The sequence below is a fragment of the Micromonospora sp. NPDC049903 genome (assembly GCF_044460945.1).
In the GTDB taxonomy this organism is placed as follows: Bacteria; Actinomycetota; Actinomycetes; order Mycobacteriales; family Micromonosporaceae; genus Micromonospora.
In genome coordinates, this window is record NZ_JBITKL010000020.1 from 72,591 (window position 1) to 91,462 (window position 18,872).

Sequence of the window (18,872 nt, forward strand, 5' to 3'; positions counted from 1 at the left end):
GCGGGCCGTTAACCTTCCGACCCGGTCCGCGCGTCTACGTACCGGGAGGTGCGCATGACCGACGGACACCCGGCGCCGCCGGAGGGCTTCGCCGAGTTCGTGGCGACCCGGTCCCCCGCGCTGCTGCGGTCGGCCTGGCTGCTGACCGGCGACGCCGGGCGGGCCGAGGACCTGTTGCAGACCGTGCTCGCCGCCGCGTGGCAGCGCTGGCCGACGGTGTCCGCCGGACATCCCGAGGCGTACCTGCGACGCGCCCTGTTCACCACGTACGTGTCGTGGTGGCGACGCCGGTGGCGGGCCGAGGTCCCGTCCGCCGCACCACCCGAGCAGGCCGTCCCGGACGACCCGGCCCGCGAGTCGGCCGACCGGGACGCGCTCCGCCGGGCGCTGGCCCGACTCAGCCGCCAACAGCGGGCGATCGTGGTGCTGCGCTACGCCGAGGACCTCTCCGTGGAGCGGACCGCCGAGGTGCTGGGCTGCTCGACGAACACGGTGAAGGTGCAGTCGTCCCGTGCCCTGCGCAGCCTGCGTACCGATCCGAACCTGGACCTGTTCACCCAACGGAAGGTCGTGTCGTGACCCGTGACGACGAGGACATCCGCCGACTGTTCGCCGACGCCGTCCCCCCGCTGCCCGCCCCGCGCGACCGCATCGCCGAGGTCGGGACCCGGGTACGCCGGCACCGCCGCCGGATGGTCACCGGCACGGCGGCGGCCGTGACCCTGGTCGTGGCGCTCGGCGTCGGCCTGCCGGCGCTGTGGACGCCGGACCGGAGCGGCCCACCGGTGACGACCACCGAACCGATCGGCGAGGTCGTCTGCCCGACCAGCCTCGCCGGGCAGCCCGACCTGGACGCCGTGCGCTACGGCGACGACGAGCCACTCGTCCCACCCGGCGCGGTCGAGATCACCAACTGCCAGGTGCAGGTCGGCCCTCCGGGGATCGGGCAGGAGCACCCCGGCCCGCGGACCCTCACCACCGGGGTGGACGAGATCGTCCGGTTGCTCAACGCCCAGCCGCTCAGACCAACGGACCGAGCGGGGCGACCACTGCCGGCCGGGCAGATCATGTGCACCGCACCAGGGGTCGACGGCGAGACGGTGCTGATACTGCGCTACCCCGACCGCGAGCCGGTGACGGTCTGGATGAGCGGCGCCTGCCATGTGGCGGTCACCGCCACCCACGGGCGGGGAGCCGACTTCGAGGTCTTCTCGACGTTCCTCGACCGGTACCGGGAGCAGCTCGCCGTGACCACCGACCCGGCCACGATCACCACCCCGGACTGCCCGGCCACGATCCCCGCCGACCGGGTACGGAGCAAGCCGTCCAACCCCGGGCCGCCGGACCGGATCCAACTCAACAACAGCGACCGTTACGTGACAGTCCTGCCGACCCCGCTGGTCGAGGTCACCGCCTGCCGGTACGAGGTGGCCGATGGCACCGCCGAACTGGTCCGGCAGGAACGGCGGCGCGCGGGAGCCGACGACCTGCGCCCGGTGCTCAACGACACGTTCGACCGGAAGGCCAAGAGCAGCGACTGCGGCGAGTGGCCGGGCTATCCCGCGCCCACCGCGTTCGACACGCTGACCGTGGCCGACGCGACCGGCGCCACGGCCGAATTCTGGGTCCGGCACACCCCGTGCCAAAGCGCCCGGCGTCTCTGGAGCGTCAACACCCAGGTCACCGCGCCGCTGCTCGACGCGCTCACCGATCTGCTCGGCCCGCCGCCCGCCCGGTGACGGTCAGGCGTACGGAGGACGGGCGTACGCGGCCCGGAGGGCGGCCAGTCCGGGCGCCTTCGGGCTGAGCGTGCCCCAGCCCGAGTTGAAGTAGTTGGTCCGGACGATGAACGGGCCCCGCTCGGCGTTGAGCCGGGCGATGGCGGCCGGCACGGTGGCGATCCAGGCCGGCTGGTCGGGGATCTCGGCGGCGCGTACGCCCCACTCGGCGATGAGTACCGGGCGGGCCAGGGCCACCGGGCCGAGGTCGGCCACGGCCCAGTCCTTGGTCCGACGGAACCGGTCCAGCGCGGTGTGCGAGGCGCTGGTGGCATAGACGTTCCACTGGAGGAAGTCGAGCCGCGACATCAGCGACTCCGGGTGGGTGCGCTGGAAACAGGGCCGGTCGAAGCCGCCGAGACCGACCGAGAAGGTGGTGCCCTGCGGCAGCGACTTGGCCCGGAACCAGTTCACGATGTAGGTCATCGCCTGCACCGCACGCACGTCCGACTCCGCCCAGGTGTACGCCCGGCCGGACTCGGTGGTGCCGAACTCGTGGTCGGTGTCCAACTCGGAGGCGAGCTGGATGTTCACCCCGAACCCCATCGTCCGGTACTGCGACAGCGCCCGGGCGAAGAGTCCGTCGCACTGCCCGGCGAGCACCTGGCCGTAGCCGTACGCCTTGGGCCAGACCGCGCCGGGACGCTGTTGGATGGTCATCGCCGGGGCGGGCACGACGTAGCGGACCCCGTCGACGGTGAACGTCTGCGCACCGGTGTCGGCCGCCCCGTAGTGCTTGAGCTCCAGCACCATGTTGATCTGGATCCCGCCACGGCCGAGAGTGACCAGCCACGGCCGGTTGTACCCGGGGAAGACGTAGCTGTCGGCGAAGCTGCGGTACTGGGTCAGCGACCGGAAGTTGCCGCCGGCCATGTCGGCGGTCGGGTCGGCGTTCCCGGCCAGGTAGTAGCCGCCGAGCACGGGCGGCGTGATCGCGTAGTCGACGGAGGCGCTGGCGGCCTGACCGGTGGAGTCGCGCACGGTGACGGTGACCCGGGTCATCACGCCACCGCCCGGTACACGGCCACCGCGCCGTTGTCCGACACCCGTGTCCAGGTGCGGCCGGAGGCGTCGGTGACGGTGACGGTGAGCGGGTCGATGACGGCGGTGACCTTGGCCGGCGCGCTGCTGTTGCCCTGCGCGTCGGTGACCACGACGGTGACGGTGAGCGTCTTGGTGTCCGGATCGCCGTAGGTGACGGTGAGCAGCATCTGTGCCCCAGGGGCGTAGGTGCTCGCGTTGAGGGCGGCGGTGACGGTGGGAGCGGCCATGGCAGCTCCTTCCTGGCTCGATCGCGGTGACCGGCGGGCTGCCCCGTCGGCCGGTGGGAGGTGCGGCGACGGCCCGAGCGGGCAGGTACCCGTCCGGTGGAGAATTCGGCGTGATGACGGTGGCGACGTCGCTGTCGGGCGGGGCGGGCATCCGCCCGGTCCACCGGGCGGTCCAGTCGGACGTGGTCCGCCGTCCGCAGCCTCTCCACCTGCTACAACAGTGCGTCAGGAGAGGACCCGTTGTCCTGTCTATTTACGGACATATCGATCATTATGAGGATGGCGCATGAAGTACCTGATGTTGATCTACGGCAACGAAGAGGTCTGGGGCAGCCTGCCGGACGGCGACCTGGCCACGCTGATCGGCGAGGTGGACGCCTTCAACCAGGCGCTGCGCGACTCCGGCGAACTGGTGGACTCGCAGGGCCTGGAAACCCGCCCCCGGGCGGTCCGCATGGTCGACGCCGCGCCGGTCGTGACCGACGGGCCGTACCTGGAGGCCAAGGAGTACGTCGGGTCGTACTTCGTGGTCGACGTGGACAGTGAGCAGCGCGCGCTGGAGATCGCCCGGTCGTATCCGGGGCTGCGGATGGGCACGGGAATCGGCGGCGGTCTGGAGATCTGGCCGCTGATGACCCAGGACGGGGCCGGGAGCTGAGCCTGGACGAGGCCACCGTCGACCTGCTGCGCCGCCTCGCCCCGCAGGTGCTGGGCACCCTGGTACGCCGCTACGGCGACTTCGCCACCGCAGAGGACGCGGTCCAGGAGGCACTGGTCGCCGCCGTCGAGGCGTGGCCGCGCGAGGGCGTACCGGAGCATCCGTCGGGCTGGCTGCACACCGTGGCCGCCCGCCGGTACGTCGACCAGGTCCGCGCCGAGGCGGCCCGGACACGCCGGGAACGGACCGCCCATGACGCCCTGCCGCGGGACGCGCTCGTCGCGCCGCCACCGGACGCCACCGCGCCGCCCCGCGACGACCTGCTGGAGTTGTTCCTGCTCTGCTGCCACCCGGCACTGCCCGCACCGGCGCAGCTCGCTCTCACCCTGCGGGCCGTCGGCGGGCTCACCACCGCCGAGGTCGCCGCCGCCTTCCTGGTGCCGGAGAAGACCATGGGGCAGCGGATCGTGCGGGCCAAACAGCGGCTGCGCGAGGCGGGCGCACGGTTCGCCCCGCCGCAGACGGCGGAACAGGGCCGTCGGCTGGCCGTGGTCCGGCATGTGCTGTACCTGATGTTCAACGAGGGATACAGCGCCAGCAGCGGCCCCGAGCTGCGCCGGGCCGACCTGACCCGGCAGGCGCTGCGGCTGACCCGGCGGTTGCACGAGCGGCTGCCGGACGACGGCGAGACCGCCGGGCTGCTCGCGTTGATGCTGTTGACCGAGGCGCGAGCGGCGGCCCGGGTCGGCCCCGACGGCGACCTGGTGCCGCTGGCCGAGCAGGACCGTCGGCGGTGGGACCGGGCGGCGATCGCCGAGGGCTGCGCGCTGGTCGCGCACAGCCTCGCCACCTCGCCGCCGGGCCCGTACCAGGTGCAGGCCGCCATCGCCGCGGTGCACACCGAGGCACCGCACACCGAGGAGACCGACTGGCCGCAGGTCCTCGCCCTCTATGAGGTGCTGGAGCGGATGGCGCCCAACCCGGTGGCGACGCTGAACCGGGCGGTGGCGGTGGGTATGGTGCGCGGGCCCGAGGCCGGGTTGGCGCTGCTGGCCGAGGTGGAGTCGGGCCTGCTCGCCGGCCATCACCGGCGGTACGCGGTCCGCGCCCACCTGCTGGAGCTGGCCGGCGACCGGAGCTCCGCGGCGGTGGCCTGGCGTCGGGCGGCCGACCTCGCCGGCAACGACGCCGAACGGCGGCACCTGCTGCGCCGCGCCGCCCGCTGCGAGAGTGACCCAGGACACAGCGACGATCGGTAGAAGCGGCCGGTCCGGCTCCGATCCACCGGTGAGCGGCGGGTGCCCGCCGCAGACTACGGAGGTACGGAGATGACCAAGGTGACCGCGCAACTGTCGGTGTCGCTGGACGGCTGCTACGCCGGCCCACGACACGACGGGACCGGCGACTGGATGCACTCGGCGGAGAGCCACGGCTTCTTCCGGGTCACCCGCTGGGTCACCGCCGCGATGTCGTGGCGCGAACGGCAGGGATTCGCCGGTGGCGAGCACGACGTGAACTCGGAGATCGTCGCCGAGTCGTTCGGCGCGGCCGGCGCGTACGTGATGGGGCGGCGGATGGCCGACGGCGGTGAGGTGCCGTGGGGCGACGAGCCGCCGTTCCGGGCCCCGGTCTTCGTGGTGACCCACCGGCCCCGCCCGACGCTGCTGCGCCAGGGCGGCACCAGCTTCACCTACGTCACCGACGGGGTGGCCGCCGCCGTGGCACAGGCCCGCGAGGCGGCCGGCGACAGGGACGTGGCGGTGGCCGGCGGCGGCAGCCTGGTCCGGCAGGTGCTGCGGGCCGGTCTGCTGGACGAGGTGGAACTGCACGTGGTGCCGGTGGTGCTCGGCGACGGCCTGCGCCTGTTCGACCCCGACCTGGGCCTGGACGACTTCGAGGCGATCGAGATGTCCCCCATCCGGGTGGTGCCCACCCCCGAGGTCACCCACATCCGGTACGCCGTACGCGGCCGCGCTCCGCTGGTCCTGGACGACCGGGGCCGGGGCACCGGCACGCCCGAGTGAGCGTGGGCCGACGGGTCGCCGCATCCCGGGCAGAGGGGGCAACGCGCAGAGGTGTACCGCCCTTAGAGTGACGGCAATTCGTCCATCGAGGAGGGCGCGGTGTCCGAGCCGCCACCCGCCGAGCGTTTCCCGACCGAGGAACCCGGCGACATCCCTGTGCCACCCGACGCCGGTCCCACCGGGACGCCACCCCGGCTGCTGGTCCTGCCGCCCACCGACGGGTTGTCACCCATCGTCTGGCCCGGCGCCGCCGACCAGCCCGCCTGGGCCATCCCGGTGACCGTGCCGCCGGGCACCCGGGGGTACGCGATCTTCCTCCCGCTGGTGGCGACCGACGACGACCCGGCCGCCACCGCCCCGGGCACCTCGACGGTGGCCGCTTCGGCGACCCCGCCCCCGGCCGCCGCGACGGTCTCCACCCCGGTCGGCTCCACTCCCCCGCCCGGGACTCCCCCGTACCTCCCGGCTCCGGCGGTGACCGCGCCGGCCCAGCGGAGTGCCGAGGCGGCGGGCCGACAGAGCCCGGACCCGTCCCCTCGCCCGGAGGCGGCGGCTCCGGCTCCGTCGGGCCCGGCGGTGTCGTCGACGACGCAGGTTCCGGAGTCCTCTCCGCCGACCGAGCCGGTCTCGAAGGCGGCATCACCACCAGCACAACGGACTCCGGAGACGGCAGCGGCGGGCCAGCGGGTTCCCGGTGCGGCACCATCGGCGGCGCTGCCCGGCGTTCCCGTGCCGCCCGCGCCCGGCTACCGGATGCCCGGCTCGCCGTACGACTTCCGGTCCCGGCCACTCCAACCGTCGTTCCTGGACCGGGCGTGGCCCGGCCCGGCCCCGGCCCGGGATCGGGCCACCCCGCTGGCGGTCCTGGCCGGGGCACTGGGGGTGGCCGCGTTCGTGCCGTTGGGGCGTACCGGCGTCGGTTGGTTCCTCGGTTGGCTGGTGCTGACCGCCGGGGTGCTGGTCGCCGTCCGCCGACACACCGCCGACCTGCCCAGGGCCGAGCGGTGGGTCCGGGCCGGCTGGGCCGGTGCCGCCCTGGCGCTGCTCGCGGTGCTGGCCTTCCGCAACGCCTGGTGGCTGGTGACGTTCTGCGTGCTCGCGGCGCTGTGCTGCGCGGCCCTGGCGATAGTCGGCGGACGGCGGATGCGCTCGATCCTGTTCAGCCTGGGCGCCGCCCCGCTCGCCGCGCTGCGCGGACTGCCGTGGGTGCGCGCCCACGTCCGGGCGCCCGGCGGCGACGGCACCACCCGCCGTGTCGTCGGCTCGGTCGCCGCCACCGTGGCCGTCCTGGTCGTCTTCGGTGCGTTGCTCTCCTCCGCCGACGCCGCCTTCTCCCAGGCACTCGGCGTCCTCGTCCCCGAGGTCAGTGCCGGCGGGGTGGTCCGGTGGCTGTTCCTGGCCGCCGTCGGTGGCCTGATCGCGGTGGCCGCGCTCTTCACACTCGCGGCGCCACCGGACCTGTCCCTGGTGGACCGGCCCACCGCCCGGCGGCTCAGCCTGGTCGAGTGGGCCCCGCCGATCGCCGCCCTGACCGCCCTCTTCGGCGGCTTCGTGCTGGTGCAGTTCACCGTCCTGTTCGGCGGGCAACGGCACGTGCTGTCGACCACCGGCCTCAGCTACGCCGAGTACGCCCGCAGCGGCTTCTGGCAGTTGGTCGCGGTGACCGTGCTGACGTTGGCGGTCCTCGGCGGGGTGACCCGCTGGGCCCGCCGGGACACCCCGCGCGACCGGCTGCTGCTGCGCATCCTGCTCGGCCTGCTCAGCGCGTTGAGCGTGGTGATCGTGGTGTCGGCACTGTCGCGGATGTGGACCTACCAGAAGGTCTACAGCTTCACCGGCGAGCGCGTCTTCGTGATGGCGTTCGAGCTGCTTCTCGGAGCCGTCTTCCTGATGGTCCTGGTGGCCGGCGTCCGGTGGCGCGGCGGCTGGATCCCCCGGCTCACCACGGCGCTCGCGGTGGTGATGCTGCTGGGGCTGGCGGCGCTCAACCCCGAGGACTACGTGGCCCGCCGCAACATCGACCGCTACCAGGAGACCGGCCGGATCGACGCCTGGTATCTGCGGGCGCTCTCGGCCGACGCCACGCCCGCGCTGGCCGCCCTGCCCGACCCGGTACGCCGGTGCACCCTGAGCTGGATCGCCGACGACCTGGCCGAACCGGACCCGTGGTACGCCTGGAACCGGGGTCGCGACCGGGCTCGGGCGGTACTCGACCGGTTGGGTCCCGAGGCGATCGGCAACCAGCGGGACTGCCGCCGCGCCGACCAGTTCGACCTGCCGAAGACCCGCCGCTGACCCCGTCGACCGGGCCGGTCCGAGTCGGCCCGGCCCGGTCGAGGCGATGCCGGTGGCGGGACGACCGGTGTCACCAGGGCTCGGGGATGTTCACCGCCAGGCAGCGCTGGGTGCCGGCGGTGGGCTGGTAGCAGGCGGACGCCTCCAGGTTGTAGCTGTGGTCGAACCGGTGGAACGAGGCCGTACCGCCGTTGACGCAGGTGCTGCCGCTGACCGTCGTACCGCCGGTGACCTTGCCGGAGGCGCAGCCCGCCGTGCCGGCGGTCTTCTCCACGGTGCTCAGCGAGGAGCGCAGGTCACCGGACTGGTGTGCGCCGTAGCCCACCGAGCTGACGCCGTCGCGGGTGATCGCGTACTGGAAGGCGGTCGAGGTGTAGTACGACCAGCTCGCGCCGGTGCCGACCGTCCGCAGCCCGGAGTCCGTGGCCGAGGCCGGGATGAACAGGTCGAACCCCTTGTCGTACGTGGTGGTGCCGTCGATCATGCGGTACACGATCACCAGGAGACCCTGGTTGTAGGTGCCGGTGTTGTAGGTCAGGTAGGTGCCGTTGCCGCAGGCCGTGCGGTCGGCGATGTAGCCGACACCGGCGGCGTAGAGCAGCACCCGGGCGCAGCGCCCGTCCGCCGCGATGTCCTCGATGGTGCCGACAGTGGACGAGATGCCGGCGTTGTCGGTGGCGTACCCGGTCAGGCGCACCCCGGGCAGCGTGCCGGAGTACTGGTAGGCGGTGGGGTGGTAGTAGTTCCACGACGCCGACCAGCCGGTGCCCGAGGGCAGCGCGAGAGCCGGCGCGGCCGGCAGCAGGGCGGCGGTGAGCGTGGCGACCAGGGCGGCGGCCAGTGTGGCGATGGACCGCAGTCGGGCGTGCGTCCGCATCGTTTCTCCGTTCAGACGCGAGTCGTGCGAGGGGTGGATATCGACGATGATGACGGCATCGTCGGCCACCCGGGCGCGCTCTGTCCCGACCCGGACACCGGCGGTCCGTTACGGCACTCGCTCTGCCAGCATGACTCCCTGGCCCGTGTGGCCGGAGCATCAGATGGACGCCGGAAAGTTCGCCTTGGCTGCGCGACCAACCAGAGCGGTGAGAGCGGCATCCACCCCGGCTCCGACGATGCCCCCCGCGATCGGGATGCCCTTGGCCAGGGTGACTACGGACCGTTGCGTGCCGTACTTGGCGAGGAGCATGAAGCCGACCTGGGCGTTGATCTTCCGAATGACGGCGATCGGGATCGCTTTGATCATTTGCGCAGTCAACTTCGTCCCGATCTTGACGCCAACCCCGTGGAGCGTGCTCGCCAGCGTCCCGCCTGCCGTCGTGAGAGTGACGAATGTCTGGACGTGTGGATCCGAGATGTCGTAGCCCCGAAGGTAGGCGATCGCCCCGACGAGTCGCGCGTTGATCACCAGTGACCCGGCGATGTTCGCGGGGATCGTGATGGGCATGGTGACGAAACCACCCAGGCCGGTGACGAACCCATTCGTCGAAGACGCCGCCACCGCCTCCATGACCAGTCGATCGATCACCCGCTCGATCGCCGCCTCGCTCGTGTGGTCACGCAGCAGCACGCCGTCGGGCTCGATGATCGGGCCACCCAGGTCCGTCGTGGCCTTGCCGAGACGGTCCACCGCATAGGGGATGGAACCGGTTATCGGACCGACGCCATCCTCGATGACCTTCACGGTGAGGTCCTGGAAATAGCGGACGATCACGTTGGAGGGACCATCGCCTCTTTCGCCCGCGTCGGATTCACTCGCGTCCACAGTGCTCCATTCCTGCGTCAGCTATCGGAGGGGTGTCATCCCATACGGCAAGCGTGAAGGATAGTGCATGAGTCCACATAGGAGTACTTCATGCCCCGCCGAGGAGTGCAGATCCCTTTTCGGTAGGGGACTTCGATCAAATAGCTGACAGAAGCACATGTCGACGGCTCCTCCTCCGTAGGTTGGTCAGCGCCACACAGTCAGGAGGTTGGATGTCCCGCGTCCGCATCCAGATCGCTTTCACGCCGATCGCCGACGACGACGAGTTCGTCCTCGGTGAGCTGACCGACGAGCTGGCGGACGACCTCCGGGAGATCGGTGACGCGCAGCGCGTCGAACGCGCTGCCGTTCCAGGTGCGAAGGGCGTCGCGGAGCTGGCGCTCGGCGTCGTCACGGTACTGGCGGGTACCGAGCCCGGCTATGTGCAGGCGTTTGTCGACGTCGTGCTGGCCTTCCTGCAACGCCACACCGGCCGCCGTGTGCAGCTGCGAGTCGGCGACATTGAGTTGATCATCGATCAGCCCACCCACCAACAGACCGACGAACTGATCAGCACCGTGCGGGCCGCGATCGAACGGGCCCATCCCTGATGGGCCGACACGCCCTGCTGCTCGGCACCGCCACCTGCCACACCGACCGTGAGCTTGCGCCCCTGCCCTCGGTACGGCAGGACGTCGCTCAGCTCAAGGCGCTGCTTGACAGCGCCGGCGAATTCGACACCGCTCGCGCCGAACTGGATCTGCCATCGGCGCACCTCCGCCAGATCGTCGAGGAGTTCTACGGGGCACGGCGCACCGGCGACCTGGCCCTGCTCTACTACTCGGGCCATGGGATGTTGCATGGTGATGGCCAGTCGCTGTTCCTCGCAGCGACCGACACGGTCAGCGGGCAGTTGCACGCGACCGCCTTCGACACCGATGGCATGCTGCGTCACCTGCTCAACGACTCCAAGGCCAGCCAGAAGGTCGTTCTCCTCGATTGCTGTTTCTCCGGCGCGTTCACGGCCCGGCATCGCTTCCGGGGCGGTGTGCGCGAAGAGCCACGTCGTCTCAAACGACAGCGCGGCACCTTCATCCTGACCTCCAGCACACACCAGAAGGCGTCGAAGGCACAGGGTCCCGACCGCCCGTCGGTCTTCACCGAGGTGCTGCTCGACGGGTTGCGCGGTGCCGCTGAAGGGCCTTCCGACGATGGGTGGATCACCACCAACGACCTTTCCCGGTACGTCCCGAGCGAGATGGCCCGACGCCGCCAGCACACTCCGGTCGAGTCGAGTGAGGGCGTCACCGAGCCGATCCGGCTGATAGCAGCTCCGGGGTCCACTGCCGCGGCACGGCAGGTCACGATCGTCACGACGAGCCCGGCGGACGAGGCACCGTTCGATGCGGACCAGTGGCGCCGACTGGTGACCTACTACATCAACTGCATGCAACGGTCGACCGTGCTGCAGTCGTTCATCGATCCGCAAGCAAGCAGGACGTACGTCACGGCACCGCCCGGGGCTGAGGCCGTCTTCACCTCGGAAACGCCAGTCCAACTGGGCGGTGCGGCGGTGAAACTCGCCGCCCAGGCTCGCGCCGACGGCAGGGAGATGCAGTACGGCTATCCCGTCGTCGCAGTTCGGTCGGCCCGGCAGAAGCCACTCCGGCTCACTCCGCTGCTGGTCTGTGATGTCACCGTCGGCGAGGACCACGTCCTGCACGCCTCGTTCCCGCCCCGCCCCAGCGCCGCACTCGTCGATCTGTTCCAACTGTCCGAGGTGGAGTCCGACGAGCTACGGCTCCGCGTCGAGCAGGCGTTCGCACCGGGCGACCCCGCCTCCCTCGCCGCCACCGTCGACGTGCTCGTGAAGACATTCGGGTTGAGCCCGGTGACCGAGTTGGACCCGGCCACGCTCGGCGGCACCATCCGGCCGGGGCCCGTGAACGGGGTGCAGAACGCCGCCATCCTGTACACCGTTGACGCCGCCGAGTCGCCGCAACGGCAGCTCGTCGACGATCTGCGGGGCATGATCAAAAATCCTCGACTCATCGAGAGGACGGCGCTGGCTGCACTGGCGGTCCGCCCGGACGAGGCAGCGGCGGCACAGGTCACGACGGTGGCGATGAGCGCGACGAACGAGGCACAGGAAGAGATCATCCAGGCGGCGATGTCACAGCCATTGACCGTGGCCCAGGGGCCGCCGGGCACCGGCAAGAGTCAGCTCGTCACGGCGCTGCTGGCCACCGCCACCGCCGCCGGCCAGAGCGTGCTGATCGGCTCCACCAGCAACCAGGCCGTCAACTCGGTGCTTGAGAAGGTGACCGAGCTGATCGGCCCGGGTCTGCTGCTGCGTACGGGCAACAAGGACCACCGTATGCAGGAGCCGAAGCATCTCGCCGACATCCTGGCGGCGTATCCACCGGTCGAGCGGCCCTCCCCCGAAGACCAGACGCCCCGCCATGAGCTGCGACTCGTGAACGAAGAGGCAGCCAGCCTCCGTAAGGAGTTAGACGAACGTCGGCTGCTCGAACGTGACCTCGCAGAGCTGGCCGCTGAGCGGGGGATCGACCCCGCCGTCGGTGCGGCACCACTGCCCGCCGACGACGCGACGCTGGCGCATCTCGTTCAGCTGACCGACCGGGCCCTCGCCAGCAGGTGGTTCGGGTGGTGGTACCGGTGGCGGCTGCGGTCGTATCAGTTGGCGGACCGGTACGCCGTCCAGGCGCTCGCCGATCGGGCGGTGGTCGAGCTGCGCTGGCGTGACGGTCGACGGCGCCTCGCTGAGCTGCCCGACGCCGACGTCTCGTGGCAGCGCCTGGTCGCCCTGATCGGCACTGAACGGCCCGCGCTGAGCATCGATGTGCTGCGGGCCCAGATCGCCCGGCGGGTGGCTGCGGGAGCACGGCTGCTCCAGGACCGGGCCGATGAGATGGCCAAGCCCCAGTCGGACAGTTGGGCGTACTTCCCGGAGTTGCTCCGAGTGCTGCCAGGCTGGGCCGTGACCGCCCTCTCCGCCCGGAGACTGAAGAGAACCCCCGCAATGTACGACCTCGTGGTCATCGACGAGGCGGCACAGTGCACAATTCCCGCGATCCTGCCCATGCTCTATCGCGCTAAGCGTGCCCTTCTCATCGGCGACCCTCGCCAGCTCGCACCCGTCGTGGACCTGCCGGAGAGCGACGACGTCGCCGAACGCGCCCGAGCCGACCTGAGCACGGGTTGGCTCACCACCCGCCGGCTGATCTACACAGCGCACTCCGCGTACGACGCGCTCGCCACCGCTGCGGGTACGGCGCATCTCCTCGACGAGCACTACCGGTGCCACCCGGACATCGTGAAGGTGCCGAACCGGGAGGTCTATCAGGGTCGGCTCACGGTGTTGACGGATCCGAATCGGCTGGCCGCTGCGGCCGATCCGGCAGTCCGTTGGCGCGACGTGCCCGGGCAGTTCAGCCGTGGCGCAACCGGGTCCGGGCTCAACCAGATTGAGATCGACGCGGTCGTCGCCGAGGTGGCGGGACTGCGGGCCGCGTACCCCGACGTCTCGATCGGGGTGGTCACGCCGCTTGCCGCACACCAGCGTCGCCTGGCTGCAGCCCTGCGCGACGCCGGCCTCACCGACAACCTGCTCTGCGCGACGATCCACAAATTCCAGGGCAGCGAACGAGACATCATGGTCGTCTCGCCGGTCGGGGCGCACGGCATTCCGGACCGCACCCGGGGCTGGCTGGTTCACCAGACCAATCTGTGGAACGTCGCCATCACCCGGGCAAAGTCCCAGCTCGTCGTGGTCGGTGATCGGTCGTGGTGGTCGGGTCAACGCGGCCTGCTGACCGCCTTGGCGCTGGTTCATGATGTCGCCGACGCCCAACCGGACGCCCCGGCGGTGCCAGCGGACCGACTGCACCTCGCTCTACGGGGCAGCGGTCTCACCGTGCGCCGTGGCGTTGCCGTGGCCGGGCAGGCTGTCGACTTCATGGTTGGGCGCGGAGATGCCGAACTGGCCGTCGTCGTCGACGATCCGATGGGCGATCCCGACGGCCGGGGACTGCGCCGGGCGCTCGCCCGACTCGATGTGACACGTACTTCCGCACCTGTCCGTCGGGTGCCCGCCTGGCGCTGCCTCTCGGAGCCGGAGCAGGTGGCGGCAGAGTTGGCTGACTACGTAGCCCGCCGGCCAGCCGCCATGGCCTAGATCTCGATGATCTCCCTGGTCAGCGAAGAGACAGCCCGGGTTACGCCAGGAGCTAAATGCGTAGAACATCTGGTTCTACACTTGGGTCCATGGAACGCATCGGTGTCCGGGAGCTGAACCAGAACACGAGCCAGGTGTTGGCTCGGGTGAGTGGCGGGGAGACCGTCGAGATCACCGATCGTGGACACCCGATCGCCCGACTTGTTCCGGTAGGTGACGACAGGTCGATTCTGGCCAAGCTGGTAGCGGCAGGGCGGGCAGTCGCCCCCACCGGCGGGGGCTCTGTCCCACTTCCTCCGAAGCTCGGCGACGAGAGTGTGGACGTGGCCGCCTCGCTCGCTGCGATGCGTGACGAGGAGCGCTGGTGATCTATCTCGACTCCGCCGCCGTCATCAAGCTGGTGCGGCAGGAAGCATGCAGCGCCGACCTCGTCTCCTGGCTCAACGAGCACGACGACGTGCCGCTGGTCTCCTCCGCGCTCGTCGAGGTGGAAGTACCCAGAGCGCTCCGCCGATCAGCTCCGCAGGCGTTGATCGGAGTGCCGGCTGCTGTCGGACGACTGTTCCGGCTGGAGATCGACAGCACGATCCGTGCCACTGCGGCCGCCTTCGCCGAGCCGACGCTTCGCAGCCTCGACGCCATCCACCTAGCCACCGCCCAGGTGCTGACCAACGAGTCCGGCACGGCACTCACCGCCTTCGTCACCTACGACCGGCGGCTGCTCGCTTGTGCCAAGGAAGCAGGGCTACCCGTAGCAAGCCCCGGCCAGAACTGACGCACGAATCCATCATCACCCCGCACAGAGTCCGGCCACCGCGTGGCCGCGGCGTCGGCCCGTAGCCTGCGTTCTGCGACCTTGCACCCTCGGTTGGGGATATCCGTAGCTGGTGGGGCGGACGGGACTCGAACCCGTGACCGAGGGATTATGAGTCCCCTGCTCTAACCGGCTGAGCTACCGCCCCGGCACCGCGCGGATCTTATCCCGCCCAGTCGATCACCGGCCAGCATCGGTGGCCGCTTCTCACCGGCGTCGCCCCCGCGCCAACAGCACGATGGGCAACGCGAGGATAACAGTGAGCAGCCAGCCCACGACGACCGCACCCCACAGCCAACCGTCGCCCTCTTCGCTGGGTTCCATGAACATGCCGATGGTGAGCAGCAGGGTCAGTCCGCCGATTCCGGCGGTGGCCAGGGCACTGAGCACCATGAGCAGGGTCTCCCACCAGGCACGCCGGGGGCGGGCCAGGTGGTCGCGGTAGTCGCGTACGGCGCGGGGTTGTGGGATCTGTTGGGGGTCGCGGGGTGGCATGGCGACCTGCCGGTCGGCGGGCACGGCGGTGTCCAGCACAGCCAGTCCGGGCGGGCGCAGGTCGTACAGGGTCGGCTCGACGTGCAGCACGATCGCGTCGTGACCGATGAGTTGGCGGGCGCCGTCGGGCCAGGCGAGCATGGCGGCGCAGTCGGCGTACCGGACGGTCAGCGGGCCGCCGTCACCGAGGTAGCTGATGCCGTCGGGGCCGACGCGGAGTTGGCCGTCGTCGTCGCGGGAGCGGTGGGCGGTGCCGGCGGGGATCGCCTCGGAGACGGTGGGGGCGGCGACGAAACCGGCCCAGTCGGCACGGGTGCCCTCGGGCACCATCAGCAGGGCCGAGGCGTGTACCTCCTGGGCGACCTGGTGCAGGTCGGCCACGGTGACTGCGGTCAGCGCGGCGCGGTGTTCGTCGAGGCTGAGGTTGGGCTCGCCCGTGAGCAGGTTGAACGCGTACCCGGTCAGTCTGGCGGCATCGGCCTCGACGGTGGCCAGCAGGTCGATGCGCTTGGCCACGGCGGCGTCGAGGTCGGTCTGTTCGATCCGGCCGACCCGCAGCTTGGCCAGCACGTCGACGAAGCCACCGAGGACGGCGTCCTGTTTCTCCGCCAGCGCGTCGGCGAGGGCGCGCAGGATGGCGTGGCCGTCGCCGCGCGGCTCGTAGCCGCCCGCGATCGTGTAGGAGAGGCCGGCGTCCTGGCGCAGCGCGCGGAACAGTTCACGTTCCAGCACGTCGGCGAAGAGACCGGCGGCGGGCCCGCGCCGCACCACCGCGTCGAGCACCACGGCCTGGTTGCCGCGCACGAAGTACGCCGGGGTGGCGGGCAGTGCCGACGAGGCGGCCGGTACGGGCTGCCGGGTGCCGCTGGGCAGCTTCAGGGTCAGCCCGTCGGGGACCCGGTCACCGGCGATCCAGAGCACCGCGTTCTCCCGGGTGAACCAGCGCGCGGCCCACTGGCGCAGCTCGTCGGCGGTGAGCGCGGCGAGTCCCCACTCGGGGTAGCTGCTCAGCCCGAAGTCGCGGGCACCGTGCCGCCAGAGCGGAATGTCGTCGATGGCGGCGCTGCCCCGGCTGCTCCACTCGGTCCGCAGGATGTCCTTCTCCACCTCCAGCCGCCCGGTGGGCAGGTCGGTGAGGTGGGCGCAGACGGCGGTGAGGAAGGTGGCGACGTCCTGCTCGGAGCCCTGCATGTGGAAGGTGGTGAAGACCGGTCCGGTGGCGCCGTTGAAGTGGTAGTCGGCGCTGCCGAGCGGGGCGAGGGCGAGGTGTTCGAGCAGGTGGGTGATGCCGTGGCGGGCCAGGGTCTCGTCGGCGGTGCCGACCCGGAAGGTCAGCCCGGCCCGCATCGGCCCGCCGGTGGGTGCGAGCAGCGTGGGGACCCCGTCGGTGTCCAGGTGCGCGATCACGGGAGGCCGGCCTTCGCGTACGCCTTCGCGCGCAGCCGCTGGAACTCGGTCGCCCCGTCACCGAAATAGCCGAACATCGACTCGTCGCCGAAGCCGCCGAGGGCGGCGAACTCGCGCGCCGCCGGGTGCCACTCCTGCATCAGGCAGAACGCGAGGGCGAAGGTGCTGCGTACCCACACCCAACCCCAGCCGTCGCGGTAGTCGGGGTGCCAGACGGAGCGTTCCGCCGCCGCGCGGATCCCGGCGGCCACCGCCGGGTCGCGCAGGAACTCGCTCGCGGCGGAGACCCGGTCATGGTCCAGAGCCTGTTCCAGGTACGCCTCGACGACGAGTACCGCGTTGGCGGCGCCGGGTGGCGCGGCCTCGGCGCACTCGTGGGCGAACGCGTGCGTCTTCTCCCAGGTGCCGCTCCACTTGGGGCAGAACTGCTGGAGCAGCGACGCCTGGGCCGGCAGGTGGTGTGGATGGTGGGCGGCCAACCGGTCGTACCGACGGCGGGCCTCGGCCTGCCCGACCTGTAGTCCCCGGCCGCTGGTGACCCGCTGGGTCCAGGCTGCCGCATCCTGTGGGTGGCGGGCGGTGACCTCGATCAGGATCTGCTCGGCCCGGCGCAGGTGGTCGAAGAAGTCGGCGAACTGCTTGCGGCTGACATGCTGGGCCCGTTGGGCGGTGCGGATGCGCCAGCCGGCCCGGATCAGGTGTGCGCCGAGCATCGCCCCGGCCACCGGGTCCTCGGGATGCTCGGCGAACACCTCGCGCAGGAACCTCTCCGCGTCGGGGACGTCGCCGATCTCGCCGACCAGGACTGTCCGGCCGTGTGCGTCCTGGGCGTCGACGAGCGCGCGCAGGGTCGGCCAGTCACCGGCAGCCAGAGCATCCCGACCGGTCGCGACCTGCGGATATGCCGCCGCGACGTCGAAGGTCACCGGCGGGAGGGGTGCGGGCACAGCGAGGATCATAGGTGATCATCTTCGGCTCCGGTGTCCCCGTTTTCGCTGCCCGCCGCCGCCGTGTGGGCAGGTCCGGGTCAGCCGGTCCCGGGGCGGGGGGCGGGCTCGGGCGGGGCTGGCTCAGGTGGTCCGGGCCCGGATACGACGAACGCCCACCGGGTGCCGGTGGGCGTCGGGACGAGAAGGAAAGCTCCCCCGTTTGGACTCGAACCAAAAACCTGCCGGTTAACAGCCGGCTGCTCTGCCAATTGAGCTACGGGGGACCGTGCCACCGCTCGATGCGGATCTCTCCGCGCCGCGCGACCGGCACAAGAGTACAGGATTCCGGGGGGTCGTGGGCTAGGGGGTTACCCTTCCGCCGGACAGGTCGCTAACCGGACGCAAGCGGATAAATCGTCATCGCGGCCCAAGGAGGTATGAGCGGAGAGGAGGATGGGTAGATAACTGCCGACGACATGACGTAGGCGCGAGTTTGATCGACCGCCGCCCGGACTTCGGGCACGGAAGACAGTGCGCCAGGTACGAAAGGAGCCGCCATGCGCGGAAAGATCATGTTCCTTGGCGGGCTGGCTGCGGGGTTCGTCCTGGGCGCCCGTGCCGGCCGTGAGAAGTACGAGGAGCTGATGGTCCAGGGCCGCAAGGTCCTCGACCACCCGACGGTCCAGGAGGCGGCCGGGGTCGCGCAGGCCCAGGCCAACCGCCTCTACCAGGAGGGCAAGGACAAGCTCGAGCACTCCAAGCTGGGCGAGAAGCTGCACAGCAACGGCAAGCACGGGCTGACCCCGGCGGACGACACCTACGCCGGCACTCCGGCGACGGCGGGTAGCAAGAGCTCGTCGAGCGCGACCAGCTCGACGTCGGCCACCCCGCGCAGCAAGTCGACCGGCACCAACGGCAGCACGCTCTAGAGCCGTACGCGATCGGGCCCGGCCGCCACCTCGGCGGCCGGGCCCGTCGCTGTGTACCCGCCGCTCGCCGGTCGACGCAGGCTTCGGGCGCAATGCCCGGCCGCACTCGGCTAAGCCGAGCGACGTGGTGGGTAGATTTGTTGTCGCTGGAGCGACAACAAATCTACCCACCTCACGATCCGCCCGTCTCTACAGCACCTCCCGCCCCTCGCCGCGCGCTCGTCGTGCCGGGACAGGTACCGGTCGCGCCGGGTCGGGGCACACGGGCTACGGCAGGAGGTGGCGGTCCAAGGTCGAGAACCAGGGCGGGCGGGACTGGGCGCAGCGGGA

General features: G+C 71.1%; 17 protein-coding genes and 2 tRNA genes. 11 read left to right on the forward strand and 8 right to left on the reverse strand.

Annotation, left to right across the window (positions count from 1 at the left end):
- Nucleotides 1–54: 54 nt before the first annotated feature.
- Both ACIBO1_RS24740 and ACIBO1_RS24745 read left to right on the forward strand, forming a co-directional pair.
- Nucleotides 55–579, forward strand: coding sequence for a SigE family RNA polymerase sigma factor (locus ACIBO1_RS24740; protein WP_396750452.1), 525 nt, complete (start codon nt 55–57; stop codon nt 577–579).
- Entirely contained in the window at nt 576–1,739 is a 1,164-nt protein-coding gene (locus tag ACIBO1_RS24745) for a hypothetical protein (RefSeq protein WP_396750454.1), read from the forward strand. The genes ACIBO1_RS24740 and ACIBO1_RS24745 overlap by 4 nt, the downstream gene beginning before the upstream one ends.
- 3 nt (nt 1,740–1,742) lie before the next feature.
- Here ACIBO1_RS24745 and ACIBO1_RS24750 read toward each other — a convergent pair whose 3' ends face one another.
- On the reverse strand, nt 1,743–2,780 hold the full coding sequence (locus tag ACIBO1_RS24750) for a hypothetical protein (protein ID WP_396750456.1): 1,038 nt from the start codon (nt 2,778–2,780) through the stop codon (nt 1,743–1,745).
- Nucleotides 2,780–3,049, reverse strand: coding sequence for a hypothetical protein (locus ACIBO1_RS24755; RefSeq protein WP_396750458.1), 270 nt, complete (start codon nt 3,047–3,049; stop codon nt 2,780–2,782). The genes ACIBO1_RS24750 and ACIBO1_RS24755 overlap by 1 nt, the downstream gene beginning before the upstream one ends.
- Nucleotides 3,050–3,335: 286 nt before the next feature.
- Here ACIBO1_RS24755 and ACIBO1_RS24760 point away from each other — a divergent pair, with 286 nt between their 5' ends.
- From ACIBO1_RS24760 to ACIBO1_RS24775, 4 genes are all read left to right on the forward strand, one after another.
- Complete coding sequence (locus ACIBO1_RS24760) at nt 3,336–3,707, forward strand: YciI family protein (RefSeq protein ID WP_396750460.1); 372 nt, start codon at nt 3,336–3,338, stop codon at nt 3,705–3,707.
- A 2-nt stretch (nt 3,708–3,709) separates the two neighbouring features.
- Complete coding sequence (locus ACIBO1_RS24765; RefSeq protein ID WP_396750552.1) at nt 3,710–4,966, forward strand: RNA polymerase sigma factor; 1,257 nt, start codon at nt 3,710–3,712, stop codon at nt 4,964–4,966.
- 69 nt (nt 4,967–5,035) lie between these two features.
- Nucleotides 5,036–5,731, forward strand: a complete 696-nt coding sequence (locus ACIBO1_RS24770; RefSeq protein WP_396750462.1) for a dihydrofolate reductase family protein — start codon at nt 5,036–5,038, stop codon at nt 5,729–5,731.
- A gap of 99 nt (nt 5,732–5,830) precedes the next feature.
- Entirely contained in the window at nt 5,831–8,026 is a 2,196-nt protein-coding gene (locus ACIBO1_RS24775; RefSeq protein WP_396750464.1) for a DUF4153 domain-containing protein, read from the forward strand.
- 70 nt (nt 8,027–8,096) lie between these two features.
- Here the strand turns inward: ACIBO1_RS24775 and ACIBO1_RS24780 are convergent, their stop codons facing one another.
- Nucleotides 8,097–8,903 carry a hypothetical protein gene (locus ACIBO1_RS24780; protein ID WP_396750466.1) on the reverse strand — a complete coding sequence of 269 codons (807 nt, stop codon included), beginning with the start codon at nt 8,901–8,903 and terminating at the stop codon, nt 8,097–8,099.
- Between the two features lie 159 nt (nt 8,904–9,062).
- Complete coding sequence (locus ACIBO1_RS24785; RefSeq protein WP_396750468.1) at nt 9,063–9,791, reverse strand: EcsC family protein; 729 nt, start codon at nt 9,789–9,791, stop codon at nt 9,063–9,065.
- A 212-nt stretch (nt 9,792–10,003) separates the two neighbouring features.
- Between ACIBO1_RS24785 and ACIBO1_RS24790 the strand changes: the two genes are divergently transcribed.
- From ACIBO1_RS24790 to ACIBO1_RS24805, 4 genes are all read left to right on the forward strand, one after another.
- The gene (locus ACIBO1_RS24790; RefSeq protein ID WP_396750470.1) at nt 10,004–10,381 is read left to right on the forward strand and encodes a hypothetical protein; all 378 of its coding nucleotides are present in this window, start codon (nt 10,004–10,006) and stop codon (nt 10,379–10,381) included.
- A complete protein-coding gene (locus tag ACIBO1_RS24795; protein WP_396750472.1) occupies nt 10,381–13,968 on the forward strand; it encodes an AAA domain-containing protein in 3,588 nt (1,195 codons plus the stop codon). Before ACIBO1_RS24790 ends, ACIBO1_RS24795 begins: the two co-directional genes overlap by 1 nt.
- A gap of 89 nt (nt 13,969–14,057) precedes the next feature.
- Nucleotides 14,058–14,336 carry a type II toxin-antitoxin system Phd/YefM family antitoxin gene (locus ACIBO1_RS24800; RefSeq protein WP_199714641.1) on the forward strand — a complete coding sequence of 93 codons (279 nt, stop codon included), beginning with the start codon at nt 14,058–14,060 and terminating at the stop codon, nt 14,334–14,336.
- The gene (locus ACIBO1_RS24805) at nt 14,333–14,743 is read left to right on the forward strand and encodes a type II toxin-antitoxin system VapC family toxin (protein ID WP_396750474.1); all 411 of its coding nucleotides are present in this window, start codon (nt 14,333–14,335) and stop codon (nt 14,741–14,743) included. Before ACIBO1_RS24800 ends, ACIBO1_RS24805 begins: the two co-directional genes overlap by 4 nt.
- A gap of 110 nt (nt 14,744–14,853) precedes the next feature.
- On the opposite strand, the gene ACIBO1_RS24810 is transcribed toward ACIBO1_RS24805, so the two are convergent.
- The 4 genes from ACIBO1_RS24810 to ACIBO1_RS24825 form a co-directional block, all read right to left on the reverse strand.
- A tRNA-Ile gene (locus ACIBO1_RS24810) sits at nt 14,854–14,930 on the reverse strand.
- 59 nt (nt 14,931–14,989) lie between these two features.
- Nucleotides 14,990–16,684, reverse strand: a complete 1,695-nt coding sequence (locus tag ACIBO1_RS24815) for a M16 family metallopeptidase (RefSeq protein WP_396750476.1) — start codon at nt 16,682–16,684, stop codon at nt 14,990–14,992.
- Nucleotides 16,681–17,631 carry a hypothetical protein gene (locus ACIBO1_RS24820; RefSeq protein WP_396750478.1) on the reverse strand — a complete coding sequence of 317 codons (951 nt, stop codon included), beginning with the start codon at nt 17,629–17,631 and terminating at the stop codon, nt 16,681–16,683. The genes ACIBO1_RS24815 and ACIBO1_RS24820 overlap by 4 nt, the downstream gene beginning before the upstream one ends.
- A 193-nt stretch (nt 17,632–17,824) precedes the next feature.
- A tRNA-Asn gene (locus tag ACIBO1_RS24825) sits at nt 17,825–17,897 on the reverse strand.
- Between the two features lie 273 nt (nt 17,898–18,170).
- Here ACIBO1_RS24825 and ACIBO1_RS24830 point away from each other — a divergent pair.
- On the forward strand, nt 18,171–18,542 hold the full coding sequence (locus ACIBO1_RS24830) for a hypothetical protein (RefSeq protein ID WP_396750480.1): 372 nt from the start codon (nt 18,171–18,173) through the stop codon (nt 18,540–18,542).
- Nucleotides 18,543–18,872: the final 330 nt, after the last annotated feature.

Excerpts from the sequence above, each read along its gene's own strand:
- ACIBO1_RS24760 (WP_396750460.1), top strand. The coding sequence starts at position 3,336 with ATGAAGTACCTGATGTTGATCTACGGCAACGAAGAGGTCTGGGGCAGC.
- ACIBO1_RS24800 (WP_199714641.1), top strand. The coding sequence starts at position 14,058 with ATGGAACGCATCGGTGTCCGGGAGCTGAACCAGAACACGAGCCAGGTG.
- ACIBO1_RS24795 (WP_396750472.1), top strand. The coding sequence starts at position 10,381 with ATGGGCCGACACGCCCTGCTGCTCGGCACCGCCACCTGCCACACCGAC.
- ACIBO1_RS24740 (WP_396750452.1), top strand. The coding sequence starts at position 55 with ATGACCGACGGACACCCGGCGCCGCCGGAGGGCTTCGCCGAGTTCGTG.
- ACIBO1_RS24830 (WP_396750480.1), top strand. The coding sequence starts at position 18,171 with ATGCGCGGAAAGATCATGTTCCTTGGCGGGCTGGCTGCGGGGTTCGTC.
- ACIBO1_RS24780 (WP_396750466.1), bottom strand. The coding sequence starts at position 8,903 with ATGCGGACGCACGCCCGACTGCGGTCCATCGCCACACTGGCCGCCGCC.
- ACIBO1_RS24770 (WP_396750462.1), top strand. The coding sequence starts at position 5,036 with ATGACCAAGGTGACCGCGCAACTGTCGGTGTCGCTGGACGGCTGCTAC.
- ACIBO1_RS24790 (WP_396750470.1), top strand. The coding sequence starts at position 10,004 with ATGTCCCGCGTCCGCATCCAGATCGCTTTCACGCCGATCGCCGACGAC.
- ACIBO1_RS24755 (WP_396750458.1), bottom strand. The coding sequence starts at position 3,049 with ATGGCCGCTCCCACCGTCACCGCCGCCCTCAACGCGAGCACCTACGCC.
- ACIBO1_RS24750 (WP_396750456.1), bottom strand. The coding sequence starts at position 2,780 with ATGACCCGGGTCACCGTCACCGTGCGCGACTCCACCGGTCAGGCCGCC.